This window comes from Xanthomonas sacchari, from assembly GCF_040529065.1.
GTDB lineage: Bacteria > Pseudomonadota > Gammaproteobacteria > Xanthomonadales > Xanthomonadaceae > Xanthomonas_A > Xanthomonas_A sacchari.
The window spans coordinates 1,831,515-1,853,758 of sequence record NZ_CP132343.1 but is presented as its reverse complement, the minus strand read 5'-3'; the positions used below and the strand labels follow the sequence as shown (position 1 = coordinate 1,853,758).

The window sequence follows — 22,244 nt, the reverse complement described above, 5'->3', positions numbered from 1 at the left end:
CCCATGTCCACCGCCGCGCCCACCCGCCCCGCCGATCCGCCACCGCGCCATGCCATGCCGCGGCGGCGCTGGCCATTCGTCGCCGCCGCAGTGCTGGTCGCGCTGCTGCTGGCGGTGTGGTTGCGCCCGCGCCACGCACCGACCAAGGCCACGCCGCCCGTGCCGGTGACCAGCGCGCCGGTGCTGCGCAAGGACGTGCCGATCCGCCAGACCGGGATCGGCACAGTGCTGCCGATCGCCTCGGTGACCGTGCACTCGCGCATCGACGGGCAACTGATCGCCGTGGGCTTCAGCGAAGGCCAGGACGTCAAGGCCGGGCAGGTGCTGGCGCGGCTGGATCCGCGCACCTACCAGGCGCAACTGGCCGCGGCCACCGCGCAACTGGCCAAGGACAAGGCGCAGTTGGGCAATGCGCAGGCCGACCTGCAGCGCTACCAGCAACTGCTGCAGGACAACGCCACCACCCGCCAGACCCTGGACACGCAGAAGGCGCTGGTGACGCAACTGCACGCCACCCTGCAGAGCGATGCGGCGGCGATCGACAACGCACGGGTGCAACTGGACTTCACCACCATCCGCGCGCCGATCGACGGCCGCGCCGGCGCGCGCCTGGTGGATCCGGGCAACATCGTCCACGCCAGCGATGCCGGCGGCCTGGTGGTACTGAACCAGATCGACCCGATCGCGGTGCAGTTCACCCTGCCGGAAAGCGCCTTCCAGCAGATCAACCGCGCACTGCAGGCCGCACCGGCCAGCGTGGGCGTGGACGCGGTCGACCACGGCAGCGGACAGGTGCTGGCGCACGGCACGCTGGCCCTGCTCAACAACCAGATCGACACCAGCACCGGCACCATCGCGATGAAGGCGCACTTCGCCAATCCCGCACACACGCTGTGGCCCGGGCAGAGCGTGGATGCGCGCATCACCCTGGGCATGCGCAGCGGTGCGCTGGTGGTGCCGAGCGCGGCCGTGCAGCGCAGCCAGGACGGTGAGTTCGTGTACGTGATCGGCAGCGACGGCAGCGTGCGCGACCAGTCGGTGCAGGTGCTGGACGAGGCCGATGGCGAGACGGTGATCGGCCAGGGCCTGCAGGCCGGGCAGCGGGTGGTGGTGGATGGGCAGTACCGGCTGCATCCCGGGGCGAAGGTGGTGGACGCCAAGCCGGCCAGACACGCCACGCCGGCCACCGCGGGAGCGCACGCGTGAGCGTCTCAGCCGCTTTCATCAAACGCCCGATCGGCACCTCGCTGCTGGCGATGGCGCTGCTGTTGCTGGGCCTGGTGGCCTGGCCGCTGCTGCCGGTGGCTCCGCTGCCGCAGGTCGACTTCCCCACCTTCCAGGTCTCGGCCAACCTGCCCGGTGCCAGCCCACAGACGATGGCCTCGAACGTGGCGCAGCCGCTGGAGCGGCAGTTGTCGCTGATCCCGGGCCTGAGCCAGATGACCTCGACCAGCGCGCTCGGCTCGACCCAGGTGACGCTGCAGTTCGACCTGGACCGCAACATCGACGCCGCCGCGCTCGACGTACAGACCGCGATCAACGCCGCGTCCGGGCAATTGCCGAGCGCACTGCCGAGCGCGCCGAGCTTCCGCAAGATCAACCCGGCCGAATCGCCGGCGCTGATCCTGGCGGTGCAATCGCAGGTGCTGCCGCTGACCAAGGTCGACGACTACGCCGACAACGTGCTGGCGCAGCAGATCTCGCGTATCTCCGGCGTCGGCCTCGTGAACCTGTTCGGCGCGCAGAAGCCGGCGGTGCGCGTGCAGGTGGATCCGGCCAAGCTGGCGGCGCTGGGGCTGAGCCTGGAGGACATCCGCTCGGTGATCGCCACCACCACGGTGAACGCGGCCACCGGTTCGATCGATGGCGCGCGCCAGGCCTTCACCGTCTCCACCAACGACCAATTGCTGCAGAGCCAGGCCTGGAACGACGCGGTGCTGGCCTGGCGCAACGGCGCGCCGATCCGCGTGCGCGACGTCGGCACCGCGGTGGACGCGCCGGAGAACGCCAAGATCGCCGCCTGGGGCTACGCCGGCGCCGCCGCACCGGCCGACAGCGGCATCGTCGATGGCCGCGCGATCATGATCGCCATCACCAAGGAGCCCGGCGCCAACGTCATCGACACAGTGGAACAGGTCAAGGCCGCGCTGCCCAAGCTGATGGCCTCGATCCCGCCCAGCGTCAGCGTCAAGATCCTCGCCGACCGCACGCAGAACATCCGCGCCTCGGTCAAGGACGTGGAGTTCACCCTGCTGCTGTCCATCGTGCTGGTGGTGGCGGTGATCTTCGTGTTCCTGCGCAGCGCGGTGGTGACGTTGATCCCGAGCCTGACCGTGCCGCTGGCGATCCTCGGCACCGCCGCGCTGATGTACGTGCTCGGCTACAGCCTGGACAACCTGTCGCTGATGGGCCTGACCATTGCGGTCGGCTTCGTGGTGGACGATGCCATCGTGATGCTGGAGAACATCTACCGGCACATCGAGGACGGCATGGCGCCATTGCAGGCGGCGCTGCAGGGTGCGGCCGAGATCGGCTTCACCCTGGTCTCGATCTCGGTGTCGCTGGTGGCGGTGTTCATCCCGCTGCTGCTGATGGGCGGCATCGTCGGCCGGCTGTTCCGCGAGTTCGCGGTGACGGTGAGCCTGACCATCCTGGTGTCGCTGCTGGTGTCGCTGACCCTGACCCCGATGCTGTGCGCGCGCCTGCTCAAGCCGCACGCCGAGCAGGCGCAGGGACGCCTGGCGCGCGCGTTCGAACGCGGCTTCGACGCGCTGCTGGCGGCGTACCGGCGCGGCCTGGAGACGGTGCTGCGGCACCCGCGCCTGACCCTGGCCAGCTTCCTGCTGACCGTGGCCACCAGCGTGGCGTTGTTCGTGGTGATGCCCAAGGGCTTCTTCCCGCAACAGGACACCGGCTTCATCTCCGGCACCGCCGATTCGGCGCAGGACTCGTCCTCGGCGGCGATGCGCACGCGCATGCTGCAACTGGCCGACATCATCCGCCGCGATCCGGACGTGCTGTCCTTCGGCATGCAGACCGGCGCCAGCACCTTCAACTCCGGCACCTTCTCGATCGCGCTCAAGCCCAAGGACGCGGGCCGCACCGCCAGCGCCGACCAGGTGATCGCGCGGCTGCGCAAGCGCCTGGCGCACGTGCAGGGCGTGACCCTGTTCATGCAGGCCGGGCAGGACATCAACGTCGGCGGCCGCCTGGCTCGCACCCAGTACCAGTACACCCTCACCGACGCGAACCTCGACGAGCTCAACACCTGGGCGCCGAAGCTGCTGAAGGCCTTCCGGGCGCTGCCGCAACTGACCGACGTCGCCTCCGACCAGCAGAACGCCGCGCCGATCGCCAGCCTGACCATCGACCGCCAGCGCGCGGCCAGCTTCGGCATCACCCCGCAGCAGATCGACGCGACCATCAACGACGCCATCGGCCAGCGCCAGGTCGCACAGTACTTCACCCAGCTCAACAGCTACCACGTGGTGCTGGAGGTGACGCCGGCGCTGCAGGGCGATCCGTCGCTGTTCCAGCGGCTGTACCTGACCTCGCCGCTGACCGGCAAGCAGGTGCCGCTGTCCACCTTCGCCACGCTCGACACCAGCAAGACCGGCTACCTGTCGGTAAGCCACCAGGGCCAGTTCCCGGCGGTGACCATCTCCTTTAACCTGGCGCCGGGCGCGGCGCTGGGCGATGCGGTGGACGCGATCCAAAAGACGCAGGCGCAACTGCGGGTGCCGGCCACGCTCAGCGGCAGCTTCCAGGGCACGGCGCAGGCGTTCAGCGCCTCGCTGCGCACCCAGCCGTACCTGATCCTGGCAGCGTTGGTTGCGGTCTACATCGTGCTCGGCCTGCTCTACGAGAGCTACATTCACCCGCTGACCATCCTCTCCACCCTGCCCTCGGCCGGCGTCGGCGCGCTGCTGATCCTGATGGCCGGCGGCTACGACTTGAGCGTGATCGCGATGATCGGCATCATCCTGCTGATCGGCATCGTCAAGAAGAACGGGATCATGATGGTGGACTTCGCCCTGCATGCCGAACGCGAACGCGGGCTGTCATCGCGCGATGCGATCTTCGAGGCCTGCCTGATGCGCTTCCGGCCGATCATGATGACCACCCTGTGTGCGCTGCTCGGCGGCCTGCCGCTGATGCTCAGCCACGGCGCCGGCTCGGAACTGCGGCGGCCGCTGGGCTATGCGATGGTCGGCGGGCTGCTGCTGTCGCAACTGCTGACGCTGTTCAGCACGCCGATCGTGTACCTGTACCTGGACCGCCTGCACGGCTGGTACCTGCAGCGGCGCCAGGCGCGGCGCGCCCGCATCGCCGCGCCGGAGGCGCTGCGGCCGTGAAGGTGCTGATCGTCGAGGACGAGCGCAAGACCGCCGACTACCTGCAGCAGGGGCTGAGCGAACAGGGCTGCACGGTCGACGTGGCCTACGACGGCATCGATGGCCAGCACCTGGCCCTGCATTACGACTTCGACGTGATCGTGCTCGATGTGATGCTGCCGGGCCTGGACGGCTTCGCCATCCTGCGCTCGCTGCGTTCGGTCAAGACCACCCCGGTGATCATGCTGACCGCGCGCGACAGCGTGGAGGACCGGGTCAAGGGCCTGCGCGAGGGCGCCGACGACTACCTGATCAAGCCGTTCTCCTTCATCGAACTGCTGGCGCGGCTGCAGGTGCTGGCGCGGCGCGGACGCGCGCAGGAAAGCACCCTGCTGCGCGTGGGCGACCTGCAGATCGACATGATCAGCCGCAAGGCCGTGCGCGGGCGGCAGCGGCTGGACCTGACCGCCAAGGAGTTCGCGCTGCTGGCGGCCCTGGCCCGGCACCAGGGCGAGATCCTGTCCAAGACCGCGATCGCCGAGATGGTCTGGGACATGAACTTCGACAGCAACACCAACGTGGTGGAAGTGGCGATCAAGCGCCTGCGCGCCAAGATCGATGTGCCGTTCGACGCCCCGCTGCTGCACACCGTGCGCGGCATGGGCTACGTGCTGGAAGAACGCGAGGACGCGGCCGGGTGAGCGCACCGGCGCGGCCCTCGATCGCGCTGCGCCTGGCCGGCCTGTTCGCGGCCACCGCGCTGCTCGGCTTCGCCCTGATCGGGCTGGTGCTGCATCAGGTGCTGGAGCACGAACTGCGCCGGCACCAGCGCGAAGAACTGCGCTCGCACATGGACGCGGTGCGGTACATGCTGGTTAACAGCCGCTCGCCGGATCTGGCGGCGCATGCGCGCACCCGCCTGGCCAGCCTTTCCAGCGCGCCGGACCTGCGCTTCTGGCTGTGGAGCGCCGATCCGGCGCTCCGCTACGGGCGCGGCGCCGAGGCGATGGCGCAGGCCACGCGCGGCCACAGCGGGCTGGTACGCATCGACGATCCGCAGGCACTGGGCATCGCCGATGCGCATCCGCAGGCCTGGCAGGCCATCGGCCAGGCGCTGCCGGCCACGCCGGTGCGCCCGCCGGTGCAACTGATCGCGGCGATGGACAGCGCACCGTTCGCGTTGACCCGGCGCCGCTTCGACATCGCCCTGGCGCTGGTGACGCTGGCCGGCACCGCGCTGGTCGGCGCGCTGGGCTACTGGACCGCCAAGCTCGGCCTGCGTCCGGTGCAACGGCTGTCGGCCGACGCCCAGCGCATCGGCCCGCACGACCGGCGGCGCCTGGACCTGCCGCGGCTGCCGCGCGAACTGGAGGACCTGGGCGCCTCGTTGAACGCCGCGTTCGACCGGCTCGATGCGGCCTATGCGCAGCAGGAAAGCTTCAATGCCGACGTCGCCCACGAACTGCGCACGCCGCTCGCCAGCCTGATCGGCCAGACCCAGGTGGCGCTGACCCGCCATCGCGATGCCGAGCAGTTGCGCCAGGTGCTGCAGTCGAACCTGGAGGAACTGGAGCGGCTGCGCGCGATTGTCGCCGACATGCTGTTCCTGGCGCGCGCCGAACAGGGCCAGCGCGCGCGCCAGTGCGAGGACGCGTCGCTGGCCGAGGAAGTCGGCAAGACCGTGGAGTTCTTCGAGGTGCTGCTGGACGAGGCCGGCTTGCAGGTGGAGGTGCGCGGCGACGTGGTGGTGCCGGTCGAGAAGTCGCTGCTGCGGCGCGCGCTGTCCAACCTGCTGCACAACGCCATCCAGCACTCGGCCGGTCACGCGCCGATCGTGGTGGAGATCGCACAGCGCGGCGGCGAGGCGCTGATCGCCTTCTCCAACCCCAGCGTGGCGCTGGCGCCGGAGCATCTGCAGCGCCTGTTCGATCGCTTCTACCGCGGTGACGCCGCCCGCGCCAACAGCCGCGAGAGCCACGGCCTGGGATTGGCCATCGTCAAGGCGGTGGCGACCATGCACGGCGGGCGCGTGTTCGCGCAGCACCGCGACGGCATCACCACGATCGGGTTTTCGGTGGCGCTGAACGGCACGGCTACCGGCGCGCCGGCGCACGCTGCCCTGCGCTGGTAAACCGCAAGGCCGCGCTCAGGCGGCCAGCGCGCGCGCCTGCAGCGCCGGCACTTCGTGCGCGGTGACAAAACGGCCCTTGGCATCGCGCTGCAACTGCGCCAGCGCGCAGTCCGGATCGTGGGTGAAGAACAGGCGCACGTCGCGGGCCAGCGCGTCTTCGAGGAACGCGCGCTTCTCGTCGATCAGCAGCTCGGCGTTGCGGTCGTAGCCCATGGTGATCGGCACGTGTACCCAGGAGCGGCCCGGGATCAGGTCGGCGCAGAACGCCACCCCACCGTGCGCCTGGCCATCCTCGCCGTGGCCGGGGCCGACGATCTCGGCCAGCATCAGTCCCGGCGTGTGGCCGTCGCTGAAACGGAACCGCACCGCCTCGCCGAGCGCGCGCGAATAGTCGCCGTCGACCAGTTCCAGGCGACCGCTGGCCTCGAGCAGGCCGGGCAGTTCCGGGATGAAGCTGGCGCGGTCGCGCGGATGCGGCTGCAGCGCGCGCTGCCAGTGCGCCGCGCCGACAAGGAACTGCGCGTTGGGGAACAGCAATTCCGGCGCAGCGCCCTCGCGGTACGCGGCCAGCAGCCCACCGGCGTGATCGAAATGCAGGTGGCTCAGCACCACCACGTCGATGTCGGTATGGGCGAAGCCGGCGTCCTGCAGCGAATCCAGCAGCACGTGGCGCGCCTCCTGCACGCCGTAGCGCTCGCGCAGCGCCGGCGGGAAGAACGCGCCGATCCCGGTCTCGAACAGCACCGTCTTGCCGGCCAGCGGGCTGGCCAGCAGCGCGCGGCAGGCCAGCGCGATGCGGTTGCCGTCGTCGGGCGCGGCCCACTGCTGCCACATCGCCTTGGGCGCGTTGCCGAACATCGCGCCGCCGTCGAGTTTCTGCGAGTTGCCTTGGATGGACCAGAGCTTCATGGTGGGAATTCGGGATTGGGGATTGGGGATTCGCAAACGCGGGCGTCAGGGTGCCGGCGCGGTCTGCAGCACTTCGGCGCTGCCGACTTCGTTGCGCGGGTCGCTGCCGCCGCTGAGCACGTTGCGGCGCTTGTCCCATTCCACAGTCTGCAGGTTGCCCCAGACGTGGCTGGAGCCGTGGCCGTCCTCGGCCGTGTCGCCGGGCAACTTGAGCGTGTGCCCCATGGCTTCCAGGCCCTTGGCCGTGGCCGCGTCGAAGGTGCCGGTTTCGGCCTCGATCACGTCCGGCAGCCACTGGTGGTGGTAGCGCGGCAGCGCGGCGACCTGCTGCGCCGTGAGGCCGTCGTCGTAGCCGAGGATGCCGAGCAGCACCATGGTGATGATGCGGCTGCCGCCCGGGGTGCCGAGCACGATGGCCTTGTCCGCGTTCTCCATGAAGGTGGGCGACATCGAACTGAGCGGGCGCTTGCCCGGCTTGGGCGCGTTGGCCGCGTAGCCCATCACCCCGAAGGCGTTGGGCGTGCCCGGACGCAGCGCGAAATCGTCCATCTCGTTGTTGAGCAGCACGCCGGTGCCCTTGGGGATCAGCCCGGAGCCGTACAGCAGGTTGACCGTCTGGGTGGCGCCGACGCGGTTGCCTTCGCCGTCGATGATCGAGAAATGCGTGGTCTCGTCGTCTTCCAGTGGGGTCGGCTGGCCGGACAGCAGGTCGCTGGGCGTGGCCTTGTCGGGATTGATGGTCGAGCGCAGGCCCACCGCATAGTCCTTGCTGAGCAGGATGCGCTGCGGTACGTGGGTGAAATCCGGGTCGCCCAGGAAGAAGGTGCGGTCGCGGTAGGCGCGGCGCATCGCTTCCACGGTCAGGTGCACGCGATGCACCGGGTCCATGGTCTTGAGGTCGTAGCCCTCCAGGATCTGCAGCATGCTGGCCAGGGCGATGCCGCCGGAGGACGGCGGCGGCGCGGTGGTGATGGTCCAGCCCTTGTAGTCGAAGCGGATCGGGATGCGTTCCTTGACCGTGTAGCCGGCCAGTTCCTCGGCGGTCCAGCGCCCACCGGCCTGCTTCACGCCGGACAGCAGCTTCTTGGCGGTGGCGCCGCGGTAGAAGCCATCGAAGCCCTTGTCGGCCAGCAGCTGCAGCGTGTTGGCCAGTTCCGGCTGCCTGAACACGTCGCCCACCGCGATCGGCCGGCCGTTGCGCAGGTAGACCTCGCGGGTGCCGGGATAGCGCTCCATCACCTTGCGCCGCGACTGGTAGCCCTCGGCCATGCGCGCGTAGACGGGAAAGCCGTCGCGGGCGATGCGGATCGCCGGCGCCAGCGACTGCCGCAGCGGCAGCCGGCCGTGCTTGGTCGCCAGTTCCACCAGCGCCGCCGGCAGCCCGGGAATACCGGCCGACCACGGACCGTTGATCGAACGGTCGCGGTCCAGCTCGCCCTTGGCGTCCAGGAACGCGGCCGGCGTCGCCGATTCCGGCGCGGTCTCGCGCGCGTCCAGCATCACGTCCTTGCCGGTCTTGGCGTCGTGCAGCAGGAAGAACCCGCCGCCGCCGAGGCCGGAGCTGATCGGTTCGACCACCGACAGCGTCGAGGACACCGCTACCGCGGCGTCGAAGGCATTGCCGCCCTCGCGCAGGATCTGCAGGCCGGCCTCGGTGGCCAGACGGTGGCCGCTGGCGATCGCGGCGCCGGGCGGGTGCGCGGCCGGGGCGGTGGCGGTCGCCTCGGCGACCGGCGCCTCGGCCCACGCCGACGGCGTCAGGACCAGGGCGAGCAGCAGGACACGGCGGACGAGGCTTCTCATGCGGCGGGGGGCTCCTGTGGGTACAACTCGGGGTGGTCGCGCTGCAGGCGCTGCAGCTTGGCCAGCAACTGCGCGGGGGTCTCCGGGATCGCCGGGTCCGGGTCGATGCATTCCACCGGGCACACCACCACGCACTGCGGCTCGTCGAAATGGCCGACGCATTCGGTGCAGCGGGCCGGGTCGATCACGTAGATCGTCTCGCCCATGGCGATGGCCTGGTTCGGGCAGGCCGGCTCGCAGACGTCGCAGTTGACGCAGAGCTCGTTGATCTTGAGGGACATGTGGCGCAATTCGGCACTGACCGATGCAGTTTACCGGATCGGGACGGGACGGCCCTGCGAAGGCGGCGCCGGGGCGCGGAACGCTGTATCGCCACCATGCCGGGAGCCGCAGAGCGCATGGCGCGTGGCGATTGACGACCGCATTGGCCGCGCCTAGAGTCGCTGCGTCGAAAATGGCTGGCCTGGTCTCGGTAGGCCCAGGCCCTTCTCCGCGCTGGCGGAGAGGCTCTGTTCGCGCCGTGCCGCGCGATTCCCCGACAGTCCCCGTGTCCATCGTCCCGGGGTCTGTCCGTGGGCGCCTTCGACCGGGCTTGCTGCGGCGGATCCCTCAGCAGGAGCCAACGCATGTCCCCGATTCCCTCTTCCGGCCCCCTCCTCGTCTATCTGGGCAACGGCGTGCAGGGCGCCGCCGTGGTTCGCGCCGCACGGCGGCACGGCCTCGCCGTCCGCGCCCTGGTTCGCGCAGGCGCCGCCACCGCGGCGCTGCGCGCGCTGGGCGCGGAGGTGGTCGAAGCCGACCTGGACGATCCTGCCGCAGTGCTCGCGGCCAGCCGCGGCGCCGCCCACGCGGTCCTGCAGTTTCCCGCCGGCCCCGGCGAGACGACGCTGGCTCGGGCCAGACATGCGCTGGCCGCCGCGCGCGCGGCGCGACTGACCTCATTCGTGCTGAAACTGAGCAGCGCGCCGCTGCCGGCGCCGTGCCCGGAACCCAGCCTGCGTACCAATGCCGAGCTCGCAGCACTGGCGCGCAGCGCCGACCTGCCCGGCGCGGTCCTGTGGCCGACGCTGTACCTGGACAACCTGCTGAAGCCCTCGGCGCGCGCCGACATCGTCGCGCATGGCATGTTCGCGCCGCCGATCGCCGCCACGCAACGCATCGCCTGGACCTCGGCCGATGCTTGCGCCGAGGCTGCGCTGGCGCTGCTGCGACAGGGCGTGGACGGCGGCAGCTACCGGATTGCCGGCACCGAGAGCCTGACCGGCCCGGAACTGGTGCAGCGGCTCACCGCCGGACTCGGCCGCCCGGTGCGCTATCGCGCGCAGCCGCTGGACGCGTTCGAGCGCGAGGTGGATGCGGCGCTAGGCGCCGGCCACGGCCGCGTGGTGGCGTCGAAGTTCCGCTTCTTCGCCGCGTCCCCGCAGCAGGCCGATGCGCTGCTAGCCGCGCCACTGCAGGCGCAGCCCGGACTTGGGGATTTTCAACCCGGTTCGATCGATGCCTGGATCGCGGCGCATCGGCAGGCATTCCTGGCACCTTCATCGGCACCGGTCGGCCAGCCCGCCGGCTAGTCCAGCGGCGGTGGCAATCGCACGCGGCTGTGGCGAATCAGCAAGGTCCTGGCGCGGAACGGCGCGAGCTTGGCCAGCAGCAGCGCGCGCTCTTCACGATGGTAGTTGCGGCTCCAGGCCAGCATCTGCGGCAACCGCGCCAGGGTCGGCCGGTAGGCGGCAGCCTCCAGGCCAAGCCACTGTCGGCCCAGCCGCAGCACGATCTGCAGGGTGGTGCGCCAGGATGGCGCATCGATCACCACGATGTGGTCTGCGCGTGCGAGCGCCGGGTCGGCCCATTTGAACTGCACGCCTTCGACGATCCAACACTCGCCGTCGACGATGTGCTGCAGCAGCGGCAGTTTCTCCTCGAGCGGACGACGGACATCCCCTTCGGGACATCGCACCCAGTGCAGGTCGTCCAGCGCGTGGCAGGCAATGCCGTGGCGGCAGCCGAGCCGGCGCGCCAGTGTGGTCTTGCCGGCGCCGGTAGGGCCGGTGATGAAGATCCGCATCGCCTGTGCCCTGCCTGGAACTGCGGAACTGCGCGACGGCATCCGGCACGTCGGCGCGACGCAACCGCCCGTTGCGGGCGGTGCGGGATGGCGGAACCGGCGCGCATCGGCGCGCCAGCCCGCGCGGGGCTTACTTGGCTTCGACGAAGATGTAGTCGGCGCCGGTCGGCTTGACCACGGCTTCGACGCGGGCGTTGTCGGCCGGAGCGCCGATGTAGACCACGCGCACGCCCTTCATGCTGTTCGCCTCGACCTTGGCGAACGCGGCGGCGATCAGGTCGGCCATCTTGGCCGAGGCCGAAGAACCGAACGCCAGCATGTTGCCCGGCTGGATGCCGCGGCCGATGGCGGTGGTGGCGCTTTCGACCTGGCGCTCGTACTTGGCCTGGAACTCCGGATCCGATTCCGGCGGCAGGTAGTACAGGAACGGGCTGTTGGTGACGTTGCCCATGTTCTGGATCGCCACTTCCTGCAGGTACTTCTTCCAGCCGGCGTCGTCGTCCTTGGCCGGGGCGGTCAGCGCGGGCTGCGCGTCGGCGGCCGGCTTGGCGGCCTCTTCCTTCTTGCAGGCGGTGAAGCCCAGGGCCAGCGAAGCGATCAGCAACGCGCGTGCGGTGGTGTTCATGGAACGGCTCCCTCTGTGTCGTCAGTGAATGGTGGTCGGCTCAGCGCTGCGCGGCGGCCTGGCGGGCCTGGACCAGCGCCTGCACCACCGACGGCGGCACGAAGCCGGAGACGTCCCCGCCCAGGCGCGCGATCTCGCGCACCAACGAGGACGAAATGAAGCTGTGTTGCTCGGCCGGGGTGAGGAACAGCGTCTCCACCTCCGGGATCAGATGCCGGTTCATGCTCGCCATCTGGAACTCGTATTCGAAATCCGACACCGCGCGCAGGCCGCGCAGCAGCACGCCGCCGCCGACCGAGCGCACGAAATGCGCCAGCAGAGTGTCGAAGCCCAGCACTTCCACGTTGCGGTGCCCGGCCAGCGCTTCGCGGGCCAGCGACACGCGCAGATCCAGCGGCAGGGTCGGCCCCTTGGAGGGGCTCTGCGCCACGCCCACGATCACCTGCTCGAACAGCGGTGCGGCACGGTTGACCAGATCGATATGGCCGTTGGTGATCGGATCGAAGGTGCCGGGATAGACGGCGATGCGGCTATGGGCCACGGTCATGCGTCGGGTACCGCGTGAAGGTCGCCGGGAAGTGTAGCAGCGGTGCGCCGGTACAGGGCAGCGCGGACCTCGCGGCTGCCGCCCTCGCGGTACAGCGCCCAGGACGCCGGCACTGCGGGCGCCTGCCCGACCGGCGACTCGAGGTATAGCCAGGCATCGGCCGCCAGCCGCGCCGGCAGGCGTTGCAGCACCGCGTCCCACAGCCCGGCGGCGAACGGTGGGTCGACGAAGGCGATGTCCGCCGGGACCTCTGGCGGGGCCTCGGCCAGCCAGCGCAGCGCATCGCCCTGCACCACCTGCACCTGATCCTGCGCCTGCAGCCGCGCGACCGTGGCGCGCAACTGCGCCGCCTGGCCCGGATCGCGTTCGACCAGCACCGCAGCGGCCGCGCCGCGCGACACCGCCTCCAGCCCCAGCGCGCCGCTGCCGGCGAACAGGTCCAGCACGCGCGCCCCGGGCAGGACCGGCTGCAGCCAGTTGAACAGGGTCTCGCGGACCCGGTCGGAGGTCGGGCGCAGCCCGGCCAGGTCCGGCACCGGCAGCCGCGTGTTGCGCCAGCGCCCGCCGATGATCCGCACCTGGCCGCCGCCGGGACGGCTCATCGGCGGCCTCGCAGGGGCCGGGACAGGCGGAACGGGGAACGCAGGAACGGCATGGGCGGCGGGCAGTGGGCGGCGCGGAAACGGGGTCCGGATCATAGACCAGCGCGGTGTCGCGCGTATGCGCGGCGCGGCGCTTGAAGCCGGCCGCGGCCGCCACCATGTCGGCCGGCAGAGCCGCGCCCTCCTCCGCGCGGCCGCCCATCCTTCATGGAGCACCTACCGATGAGCGTGGAAACCCAAAAAGAAACCCTGGGCTTTCAGACCGAGGTCAAGCAGCTGCTGCAGCTGATGATCCATTCGCTGTATTCCAACAAGGAGATCTTCCTGCGCGAGCTGATCTCCAATGCCTCCGACGCCGCCGACAAGCTGCGCTTCGAGGCGCTGGTCAAGCCGGAGCTGCTGGACGGCGACGCGCAGTTGCGCATCCGCATCGGCTTCGACAAGGAGGCCGGCACCGTCACCATCGACGACAACGGCATCGGCATGAGCCGCGAGGAGATCGTGGCGCACCTGGGCACCATCGCCAAGTCCGGCACCTCCGAGTTCCTCAAGCACCTGTCCGGCGACCAGAAGAAGGACTCGCACCTGATCGGCCAGTTCGGCGTGGGCTTCTACAGCGCCTTCATCGTCGCCGACCAGGTCGACGTGTACAGCCGCCGCGCCGGCCTGCCGGCCAGCGAGGGCGTGCACTGGTCCTCGCGCGGCGAAGGCGAGTTCGAGGTCGCCACCATCGAGAAGGCCGAGCGCGGCACCCGCATCGTGCTGCACCTGAAGGACGACGAGAAGGACTTCGCCGACGGCTGGAAGCTGCGCGGCATCGTGCGCAAGTATTCCGACCACATCGCGCTGCCCATCGAGTTTCACAAGGAACACTATGGCGAGGACAAGGACAAGCCCGAGACCCCGGAATGGGAAACCGTCAACCGCGCCAGCGCGCTGTGGACGCGTCCGCGCACCGAGATCAAGGACGAGGAATACCAGGAGCTGTACAAGCACATCGCCCACGACCACGAGAACCCGGTGGCGTGGAGCCACAACAAGGTCGAGGGCAAGCTGGAGTACACCTCGCTGCTGTACGTGCCCGGCCGCGCCCCGTTCGACCTGTACCAGCGCGACGCCTCGCGCGGGCTCAAGCTGTACGTGCAGCGCGTCTTCATCATGGACCAGGCCGAGCAGTTCCTGCCGCTGTACCTGCGCTTCATCAAGGGCATCGTCGATTCCAGCGACCTGCCGCTGAACGTCTCGCGCGAGATCCTGCAGTCCGGCCCGGTGATCGACTCGATGAAGTCGGCACTGACCAAGCGCGCCCTGGACATGCTGGAGAAGCTGGCCAAGGACGACGCCGAGCGCTACCAGGGCGTGTGGAAGAACTTCGGCCAGGTGCTGAAGGAAGGCCCGGCCGAGGACTTCGGCAACCGCGAGAAGATCGCCGGCCTGCTGCGCTTCGCCTCCACCCACGGCAGCGACGGCGCGCAGAACGTGTCGCTGGCCGACTACGTGGCGCGGATGCAGGAAGGCCAGGACAAGCTGTACTACCTGACCGGCGAGAGCTACGCGCAGATCAAGGACAGCCCGCACCTGGAAGTGTTCCGCAAGAAGGGCATCGAAGTGCTGCTGCTCACCGACCGCATCGACGAGTGGCTGATGAGCTACCTCACCGAGTTCGACGGCAAGTCCTTCGTCGACGTGGCGCGCGGCGACCTGGACCTGGGCAAGCTCGACAGCGAAGAAGAGAAGCAGGCCAAGGAAGAGGCGGCCAAGGCCAAGCAGGGCCTGGTCGAGCGCATCCAGAACGTGCTCAAGGACGAGGTTTCCGAAGTGCGCGTCTCGCACCGCCTGACCGACTCCCCGGCGATCCTGGCCATCGGCCAGGGCGACCTGGGCCTGCAGATGCGGCAAATCCTCGAAGCCAGCGGCCAGAAGCTGCCCGAGAGCAAGCCGGTGTTCGAGTTCAACCCCGCGCACCCGCTGATCGAGAAGCTGGACGCGGAAGCCGACGGCGAGCGCTTCGGCGACCTGGCGAAGGTGCTGTTCGATCAAGCGGCTTTGGCAGCGGGCGATAGTCTGAAGGATCCGGCGGCGTATGTGCGTCGGCTCAACAAGTTGTTGTTGGAGTTGTCGGTGTAAGCATCCGATATGACTGCCGTCGTTACTAAGCACAGCTTAGCAACGACGGCGTTACTGCCAATAAAGTATATGCTGGTTTCTTTTGACGGGAATGGCCGCTTAGCCTGGCTGAGAATTAAGTATGCGGCAAATCACAGAAGTGCCTTTGTCGGCCGCTACGGCGAACTGGCTACAGTGAAGAACTGAATATTAATATCTGATCTTGCCGCTGCGTCCTTCGTTCACCTACGGCCTATTCCATTGCAGCAAATTATCTAGCCGCATTGAATCCACCGATCTCGCTCAAGGTGACGCCAAAGTGGTTAACTCGATGCGTCGGCAATCGGATATCGCATCGCAAGCGTATTAGCTACTTATTTCATTGCTAACGTAGCAAGCTTGAATAGGCTCTCAAATAGCCGGACATCCAGCTCGCCACCACTACGCGCGGGAGTAAAGTCCACAATCAATGCTTGCTTCAGAATTAAAATAAAATAATTAAAAAATTTATTGCACCTTAATACTTGCCTAGCAAGCACGCCTTAAAGATTTGAGCACCACGGCTATTTGGACCTTTTTTCCAGCCCTGAAATATCCTCCAGAATGAACAAAATTTCCGGCCTTTCCCCTCTCTTGATTACCACCCTCCCCGTGAATGTTGCCCATACCCGATAACTTCCATCAAAAGCCTCTGGCCCAAAGCTACTCCCGACCAGCTCAACAACATCTGGATTTTTTCTCATCTTTTTCGGCACAAAAAGCGCCACACCTTTTGCACCAGAAGCATTATCGTAAAGCATAGTCATGTGCATATCCGTTAAAGCATATGCATTGACGCGAACGCGCCTATCATTAAATTTATCTTTCGAATATATTATTGAGCAAATTTTTGCGTCCTCTGCCCCCTCATCTTTAGCAATAGCAACTCCTGATGCGACCATAAAAGAATAAAAAAATCCAAATCCAATGAAATTCCCAATAATTTTTTTCATTTACATGAATCTCCGCACCAAAGACTAGTGGCCGCATCGGCCTCTTTTTTTATCGCATCCTCGTTGTAGCCGCCAAGATTTGTCCAAGTACCCCACCAGGAATCCGTTTTCATTAATTCCCAGGCACTAGCCTCAGTTCTCGCCGCACGAAGTTCTCCTGCATGTTCCTGGCGGCTTGTTTTAGGCATACCATCCCGCTTCCAGTCTATTCCATGTTGACCTTCATGGAATAGGGTTGCCGTCAAAGCAGCATCCCGAGAGATCCCGCGCCTATCAGCCAAATTATTTATCCCATCCCTGTCGATAGATATTGTTGTTTTCCCACCTTGAGACAAGGTATTCCCCATCCCATATCCATCACCAAATTTTATTGTCACACCATTATCAACACCATCTTTTCCAAGAAATTTCAAAACTGAATTAAGCGCAGCCTTATCCTCACCAACCTTTATAGCGCTTTGCGTCATAGAGCGCGCGTCCCTAAGTGCGGCCTTTACTGCCTTACAATCTGAATCACTTCCAGAAGAACAAACATATCGCCCATCCGGGTCAATAAATCGATATGGGTTGTTATTGGAGTACCAATAGCGATTCATGTTGCTACCTTTTGCAGAACTCACTGATACTGGATCTACAGACAAGAACCGCCCGACGACTGAATCGTAGTACCGCTGCTGCATGTACGTCATTCCGGTCGCTGCATCCATGACATGACCGGTGTAGCCAGGCCCGTCCATTACGGGTTGGTTCACCACACTCCCGTAAGGCTCATATTCTCGGCGTTCAACAACGTTACGGTCCTTGTCCGTCACCAACACAACAGACCCCAGCCCATCAGTATGGATGTAGCGGACTGTTTGCGCCGAGACGCCAAAGACGATGAGCAATGAAAGGGCGGCTGCAGCCATCAGGTGCATTGCCACACGAATCCCCTGGAAATTTGACATCACTCGTCCTTGCGAGTTGGAACCATAGATGCGCGATGTAGAGTCGACGTTTCTCATGAACGTCGGATCGACAACGCTTCCCTAGCAAATTTACGGCGCAACGTAACCAACGAAATCTACGTTCTGCATCGATTCGTTTGGCGATGCTGACCCACTCAGACTAGCAAGCAACAACAACGGGGCCCATGTAGTTCTCATAGTTATTTTTTTCTCTTCCGTTAATTGCTGCTTTTTCTAGATAGCTGCCTAGCTTGTGCTCTAACAAGTTCAATCGACCACATAGATGAACTTTCCGGTGCACGACGTATCGTTGTCGTCCATGATCAAGGTCACGCGTTTCCCGCTGACGAACGCCGACATCAACGCCGCATAAATCGCCTTGTTATTCTCCTGATCCTTAGCCCAATAAACCGGCTTTCCGGCGGGGCACGTGGCATTTCCTTCGCTCAAGAGAAAAGGAATCTGGGTAGGCATGTAGGTCGCCTCGATTTGCGTCACCTTGCCAGTGATGATTTGCAAGGCATTCGCCGAATCGCTGTAAGACATCCAGAACAGCGCACATCCCAGCGTCAAGATACAACGCATAAAATTTCCACCCCTAAGAAATTAAAGATTATGTTGCGCCCGCCGTCCTTCAGGCACTGCGGGCTTCAACCGTTCAATAGCAATTGATACAGCAACGGCACGATATCCACTGCAGGCCGCTGGTCATGCGTCACGTTCGAAACCGCAGTGCAGTTACCGTCCGCCGTGCATGCAGTCACGCGGTACGAGTAGGTCCCTGCTGGCCTGGCCAACGAGGTCCAGTTGCCCTGGCTGCCGTCGTACACAGAGGTCCATGTGACGCCGTCCACGCTCTCTTCCACCACGTAGCGGGTCGCGCCGGAGACCGCGTTCCAGTTGACGTAGTCCTTGACCGAGAGCGTCTGCCCCAGCGGCCAGTCGGCCTCGGCCACCAGGCTGCCGCTCAGCAGTATGTAATCCGTGGACTTGGACTGGCGCTGGTTCTTCTGGAAGCGCAACGCCCCTGACTGGTCGTACAGCGAGCCGATGTTGCCGGCGCTCTGCAGCGCCAACGTGCGGCGGCCGTTGCCGTCGTAGCGATAGGTCTCCTTGCCGGTCGCCTGGCGCAGGCGGTTGCCGTAATCGAACACGAAGGCCTGACCATTCTTGTTGCTGAGATTACCCTGCGGGTCGTAGCTCATGCCGATGACCGTGCTGCCGCCGCAGCTGCTGGTCTTGACGTTGGTGAGCTGCCAGTTGGCGTCGTAGCAGTAGTACTGATCCCGACCAGGCGCCACGACATGGGTCAGGTTGTCGAGGACGTCGTAGCTGTAGCTTGCGGGCGTGGATCCGAACATCGCCGACTTGGTGGAAATCAGGCGATCCAACCCGTCGTAGGTCATATCGCGATTGCCGCGTCCACCACGACCGGTGGCGCCGTCACTGATCGCGGCAACGTTGCCATTGGCATCGTAGTCGTAGCCATCGCTGAGGAACGCCGTGCCGCCGTAGGCATCCTGGCTGGTATCCGGCAACTGACGCGCGTTCTGCGTCATGGTGTGGACGATGCCGTTGCCGTAGGTGAACTGCTTGATCGCGCCATTCGGGTAGTAGCTCACGCTGGTGGCATAGCTACCGGCCTGGGTCGGTTGGCCCAGGGCATTGGGCGCGTAGTCCACCGTCTGCCCCGACGGATAGCGATGCGCGGCGAGGTGGCCATTGGCATCGTAGGCGTAGCCCAGCGCCCAGGTCTCGCCATCGGCCTGGCCCTGGCTCTCCGCAATCAGCAGGCGGCGCTTGTTGTACGCGTAGCTGTTGTAGGTGGCGACGCCGTTGTTGGTGGTGGTGATCTGCTTGACCGCCCCATCCGGCCAGTAGCTCCACGCCTGGTTGCCATTGCCGTCCGGGAAGCTCAACGCCTTGATCCGGTTACGCACGTCGTAGCTGCGGTCGACTCGGCGGCCAGAGGCAAACGCGGTATCCGCATCGCACGATGACGTGCTGGGCAGGGACAGGCCCGCCGCGCTCCAGACCAGGTTGCCTGCGGCATCGTAGCCGTTGGCGGTGGCGCCGGTTTCGGGTTCTACTGTCTTGCACAGCTGCTGATAGCCGTCGTAGACGTAGCTGCGCGTCACCGACACCGTGCTATTAACATCACGGCGGCGGATGGACAGCGGCTTGCCGAAGATATCGCGGTTGATGTCGGTGTAGGCACCTTCTGGATGCTGGATCCAGACCGGTGTCGTGTAATCGGGCTGGTCAAAAACTTGATAGCCCGTCACGGTCTTGTTGCCGCGTGGATCAGTCACGCGGGTTTGGTTGCCTGCCAAATACTCTGTCAAGGTGATCAACGCCCCACCCTGTTCGCTGTCCTGGGAAACCGAGGTCTTGCGCCCCAGTGCGTCGTAATTCGTCCAGGTTCCGGAAGTCAGTGCGTCGCTGGCTCCCGGATACGAGGCGAATGTGGTGCGACCATCTTGATCGTAGGCGAACCTCTGGAGCCGCTGGGTAGCCGCCTCGTTGCCAGCATCGAACTCGCGGGTCAGCATGGGCTGCCACAATGCGTCGAAGTACGTCACCTTGCGTGCATTGCCGGTGGCGACGGTCTGCCGCCAATGCCCCGCGGCCAGTCCGTACTCGCTGGTGCCGACCTGCTCGAACGCTTGAGTGGTCGAGGCCCAGGCCACAGTGTCGTTGGCCGGATAGGCGATGCTCCCCAGTCGGCCCATCGCGTCGTAGCCATAGTTGGTGGTGTAGCCGTTCTCGTCGGTGGTCGCGGTGATCCAGCCGCTGTCGTTGACCGTTGCAGCATCGGTGGTGCCATCCGGATAACGGATCGATTGCGGAACGCCGCGCTTCCAACTGGACACGGTGGTCGTGTTGTTGTTGCCGTCCTTGACGGTAGCCAACGTGCCATCGCCGTTGTAGCCAAGTGTCAGGCGCAGCTTGCCGAACGACCAGCGCTGCGACGGCATCGCATTGGTGTCGTAGCTGGTCTGGGACTCCACCAGACCGGTGTCGGTGTTGGTACTCCTGGCGCGCTGCCCAATGATCCACTTACCCAGGTCGTCGTAATACTCGGTCGCATCCGTACGCGAATACCAGGGGCTGGCGCGGGTCACGCTAAGCGTCCGCGCAAAGGCATCGAAGCTGTTTGCTGTCCAGGTATAGGAGGTACCGTCCTGCACCACAGTCTTGCTGCGCAGCGGACGCAGGACGTTGGTCAGTGGGTTGGGAATTCCCAGCAGCGACTGTCCCATCTCCGCCGGAAATGGCTGCGCAGCCACGTCGCCATCAGCAAAGTAGGTGTTGCTGGTCTTGGAGACGACATTGCCCTTGGCATCCAAGGCCGTGGTACTCAGCAGGCGGCCGTCGTTGAGGCCGTACATCATTCCGAATGCGTAAGCAGTGGCGGTACCGTCCGGATTGGTCACTTTGACGGTCTTACTCGGCGTGCAGGTTGGGCAGGGATCGGTGGCCTTGCCCGTCTTGTAGAGTTGCGTTACCCCATCACCAGGAATGTAGTGCCAGGCCTGCTGCGCAAGACCCGGCCCGGTGACGGTCTTCGACTTGAGGACATAGTTGTCGAAATAGCTTGGCACGTAAGGAACCGGCGGCTCCTGCCCGGCAGGTACATCGCACCGACTGGCTGGCGTATGGGCACGATACTGACGCTGATAATCGAACACGAACAGGCCGCTGGCACCGGACGGATGGGTGACCTGCAGGGAGACAGCGCCATTCATCGGATCTGGTTCGGAAACGCAATTGCTGGCGCCACCACCGGCAGGCGGCTCGCGCGTCGGCATCATGTTGCCGCTGGCGATCGTGTAGGTCCACTGCGAACCGTCGGGCTCGGTGACGGTCTTCAGGCGATAAGCACCCTGTGGCCATGGATAGGCGGTGCTGAACTCGTAGCCATAGCTCCAGGTCTGGCCGTTGGCCTGGACGCTGCTGATCAGATCGCCGTTGTAGGTCAGTGCAACCGCTCGCCCGTCGCTGGATTGGATCGAGGACAGCTTGTCGCCCGTGTAGCTGTAGGTCACCCAGTTGCCGAAGCGGTCTTCGACGCGACTGGCCATCAATGCGACGCGCGTGCGCGCAGCCAAATTGATCTTTCCACTTATGGTCAACTTATACGGCTTGACGTTGATGACGACGGCATAGTCGAAGTAGTACTTCACACCCGATGGCGAGATGGCGAGAAAGCCTTCGCCTGCATAATTGCTGACGCTGCTCAGACAGCCCAGGCGCCAGCCTTCCTTCGTGATCCACGGACGAGAGACGCTATCGGTCGGACGCGGCGTCTTGGTCTGGTTGTCGACCAGCAGTTCCTGTTCGCCAGCACCTGGCACATGCAGGTAATAGCCATGCCAGACATCGTCTGCCGTGCCCGGATAGGTCGTGCCGTTGACCGTCATGGCGGCGTCCGGCCGGGCCGGCACCGAACAACGCGCCGTGGGCAAGCCGCTGGTCGTCACCCAGCCCTTCTCCGCAAGGAACTCACCGTAGACACGCGGCACATCGATTTCCCAGTCACCGAATCCCTTCGCCACATACTCCTGGCGCCGGTTCATCACCTTGAACTCGCGCGCCACCGTCACCGGCAGTGCGTTGTTGCCCGGGATGTCCACATCCGTAGCGCGGAAACCCACGCTGAGATCGTAGAGGCTGATGTTCTCGCCGAAGATGTCGCCTTTCAGCGGACCGACGACCTGAGCGGCCTTGATCTTCTTCTCGTATTCCTCATAGGGCGCCACTTCGTCTGCCGCATGGGCACGCGCGCCCATGCAAACCAGCAGCATGCCGATCGCCAGCCTTACCTTGAACATCGCTTGCCTCTTCCCTTTCAGCCCGAAGGGGCCGAATTCTCTGGACGACCGCGATACTTCTCCTGGGAGGCATCGCGGTAACGAAATCGCAAAAAACACAACGCCCCATCGCGCCGGGGCACGAGGCAATCGATCTAACAAAATCCCCTATAGGCCAGGTCCTGACCTCGTCGAATTATCGGATCGGTTCAGGGATAGCTGTCAAGGAAATTTTCAAACATCCGATAGGCGGATCGTCTTTCCCAAGGTTTGGCACCGCCAGCAAGACCGCGGCTCGACGCGCTTTACTCCAAACATGACAAGCAGCTCGGTTCGGGCTGACACCCTCTGGCTTCTCACCATGCCCAG

The 22,244-nt window shown here is 65.5% G+C and carries 17 protein-coding genes; 6 read left to right on the top strand and 11 right to left on the bottom strand.

Annotated features, from left to right (window positions below; all coding sequences use genetic code 11):
* Positions 1–3 precede the first annotated feature (3 nt).
* From RAB71_RS07795 to RAB71_RS07780, 4 genes are read left to right on the top strand one after another with little or no spacing between them, the layout of a single operon-like run.
* Positions 4–1,206 carry an efflux RND transporter periplasmic adaptor subunit gene (locus RAB71_RS07795; protein ID WP_010342026.1) on the top strand — a complete coding sequence of 401 codons (1,203 nt, stop codon included), beginning with the start codon at positions 4–6 and terminating at the stop codon, positions 1,204–1,206.
* Positions 1,203–4,355 carry an efflux RND transporter permease subunit gene (locus RAB71_RS07790; protein ID WP_010342027.1) on the top strand — a complete coding sequence of 1,051 codons (3,153 nt, stop codon included), beginning with the start codon at positions 1,203–1,205 and terminating at the stop codon, positions 4,353–4,355. The genes RAB71_RS07795 and RAB71_RS07790 overlap by 4 nt, the downstream gene beginning before the upstream one ends.
* A complete protein-coding gene (locus tag RAB71_RS07785; protein WP_010342028.1) occupies positions 4,352–5,035 on the top strand; it encodes a heavy metal response regulator transcription factor in 684 nt (227 codons plus the stop codon). The genes RAB71_RS07790 and RAB71_RS07785 overlap by 4 nt, the downstream gene beginning before the upstream one ends.
* On the top strand, positions 5,032–6,465 hold the full coding sequence (locus RAB71_RS07780; protein WP_010342029.1) for a heavy metal sensor histidine kinase: 1,434 nt from the start codon (positions 5,032–5,034) through the stop codon (positions 6,463–6,465). The genes RAB71_RS07785 and RAB71_RS07780 overlap by 4 nt, the downstream gene beginning before the upstream one ends.
* A 15-nt stretch (positions 6,466–6,480) precedes the next feature.
* Here RAB71_RS07780 and RAB71_RS07775 read toward each other — a convergent pair whose 3' ends face one another.
* Genes RAB71_RS07775 through RAB71_RS07765 form a run of 3 tightly spaced genes read right to left on the bottom strand, consistent with a single transcriptional unit; the run spans position 6,481 to position 9,458 of the window.
* Positions 6,481–7,374 carry an MBL fold metallo-hydrolase gene (locus tag RAB71_RS07775; protein WP_010342030.1) on the bottom strand — a complete coding sequence of 298 codons (894 nt, stop codon included), beginning with the start codon at positions 7,372–7,374 and terminating at the stop codon, positions 6,481–6,483.
* A 45-nt stretch (positions 7,375–7,419) separates the two neighbouring features.
* Positions 7,420–9,177 (bottom strand): gamma-glutamyltransferase, encoded by a 1,758-nt coding sequence (ggt, locus tag RAB71_RS07770; protein WP_010342031.1) that lies wholly within the window; start codon positions 9,175–9,177, stop codon positions 7,420–7,422.
* Positions 9,174–9,458 carry a YfhL family 4Fe-4S dicluster ferredoxin gene (locus RAB71_RS07765; RefSeq protein ID WP_010342032.1) on the bottom strand — a complete coding sequence of 95 codons (285 nt, stop codon included), beginning with the start codon at positions 9,456–9,458 and terminating at the stop codon, positions 9,174–9,176. Before RAB71_RS07765 ends, ggt begins: the two co-directional genes overlap by 4 nt.
* Positions 9,459–9,803: 345 nt before the next feature.
* Between RAB71_RS07765 and RAB71_RS07760 the strand changes: the two genes are divergently transcribed.
* Positions 9,804–10,748 carry an NmrA family NAD(P)-binding protein gene (locus RAB71_RS07760; RefSeq protein WP_010342033.1) on the top strand — a complete coding sequence of 315 codons (945 nt, stop codon included), beginning with the start codon at positions 9,804–9,806 and terminating at the stop codon, positions 10,746–10,748.
* Here the strand turns inward: RAB71_RS07760 and RAB71_RS07755 are convergent.
* From RAB71_RS07755 to rsmD, 4 genes are all read right to left on the bottom strand, one after another.
* A complete protein-coding gene (locus tag RAB71_RS07755; protein WP_010342034.1) occupies positions 10,745–11,242 on the bottom strand; it encodes a hypothetical protein in 498 nt (165 codons plus the stop codon). The two genes, RAB71_RS07760 and RAB71_RS07755, sit on opposite strands and share 4 nt — an antisense overlap.
* 130 nt (positions 11,243–11,372) lie before the next feature.
* Positions 11,373–11,867, bottom strand: a complete 495-nt coding sequence (locus RAB71_RS07750; RefSeq protein WP_010342035.1) for a hypothetical protein — start codon at positions 11,865–11,867, stop codon at positions 11,373–11,375.
* Between the two features lie 40 nt (positions 11,868–11,907).
* On the bottom strand, positions 11,908–12,414 hold the full coding sequence (gene coaD, locus RAB71_RS07745) for a pantetheine-phosphate adenylyltransferase (RefSeq protein WP_010342036.1): 507 nt from the start codon (positions 12,412–12,414) through the stop codon (positions 11,908–11,910).
* A complete protein-coding gene (gene rsmD, locus RAB71_RS07740) occupies positions 12,411–13,016 on the bottom strand; it encodes a 16S rRNA (guanine(966)-N(2))-methyltransferase RsmD (RefSeq protein ID WP_010342037.1) in 606 nt (201 codons plus the stop codon). Before rsmD ends, coaD begins: the two co-directional genes overlap by 4 nt.
* Before the next feature lie 222 nt (positions 13,017–13,238).
* Here rsmD and htpG point away from each other — a divergent pair, with 222 nt between their 5' ends.
* Complete coding sequence (gene htpG / locus RAB71_RS07735; RefSeq protein WP_010342038.1) at positions 13,239–15,143, top strand: molecular chaperone HtpG; 1,905 nt, start codon at positions 13,239–13,241, stop codon at positions 15,141–15,143.
* Positions 15,144–15,685: 542 nt separating this feature from the next.
* Here htpG and RAB71_RS07730 read toward each other — a convergent pair.
* The 4 genes from RAB71_RS07730 to RAB71_RS07715 form a co-directional block, all read right to left on the bottom strand.
* Entirely contained in the window at positions 15,686–16,114 is a 429-nt protein-coding gene (locus RAB71_RS07730; protein WP_138985731.1) for a hypothetical protein, read from the bottom strand.
* On the bottom strand, positions 16,111–17,061 hold the full coding sequence (locus tag RAB71_RS07725) for an RHS repeat-associated core domain-containing protein (protein WP_236614889.1): 951 nt from the start codon (positions 17,059–17,061) through the stop codon (positions 16,111–16,113). Before RAB71_RS07725 ends, RAB71_RS07730 begins: the two co-directional genes overlap by 4 nt.
* Positions 17,062–17,328: 267 nt before the next feature.
* Complete coding sequence (locus tag RAB71_RS07720; protein WP_236614890.1) at positions 17,329–17,607, bottom strand: hypothetical protein; 279 nt, start codon at positions 17,605–17,607, stop codon at positions 17,329–17,331.
* Positions 17,608–17,711: 104 nt separating this feature from the next.
* Positions 17,712–21,896 (bottom strand): RHS repeat domain-containing protein, encoded by a 4,185-nt coding sequence (locus RAB71_RS07715; protein WP_234006552.1) that lies wholly within the window; start codon positions 21,894–21,896, stop codon positions 17,712–17,714.
* Positions 21,897–22,244: the final 348 nt, after the last annotated feature.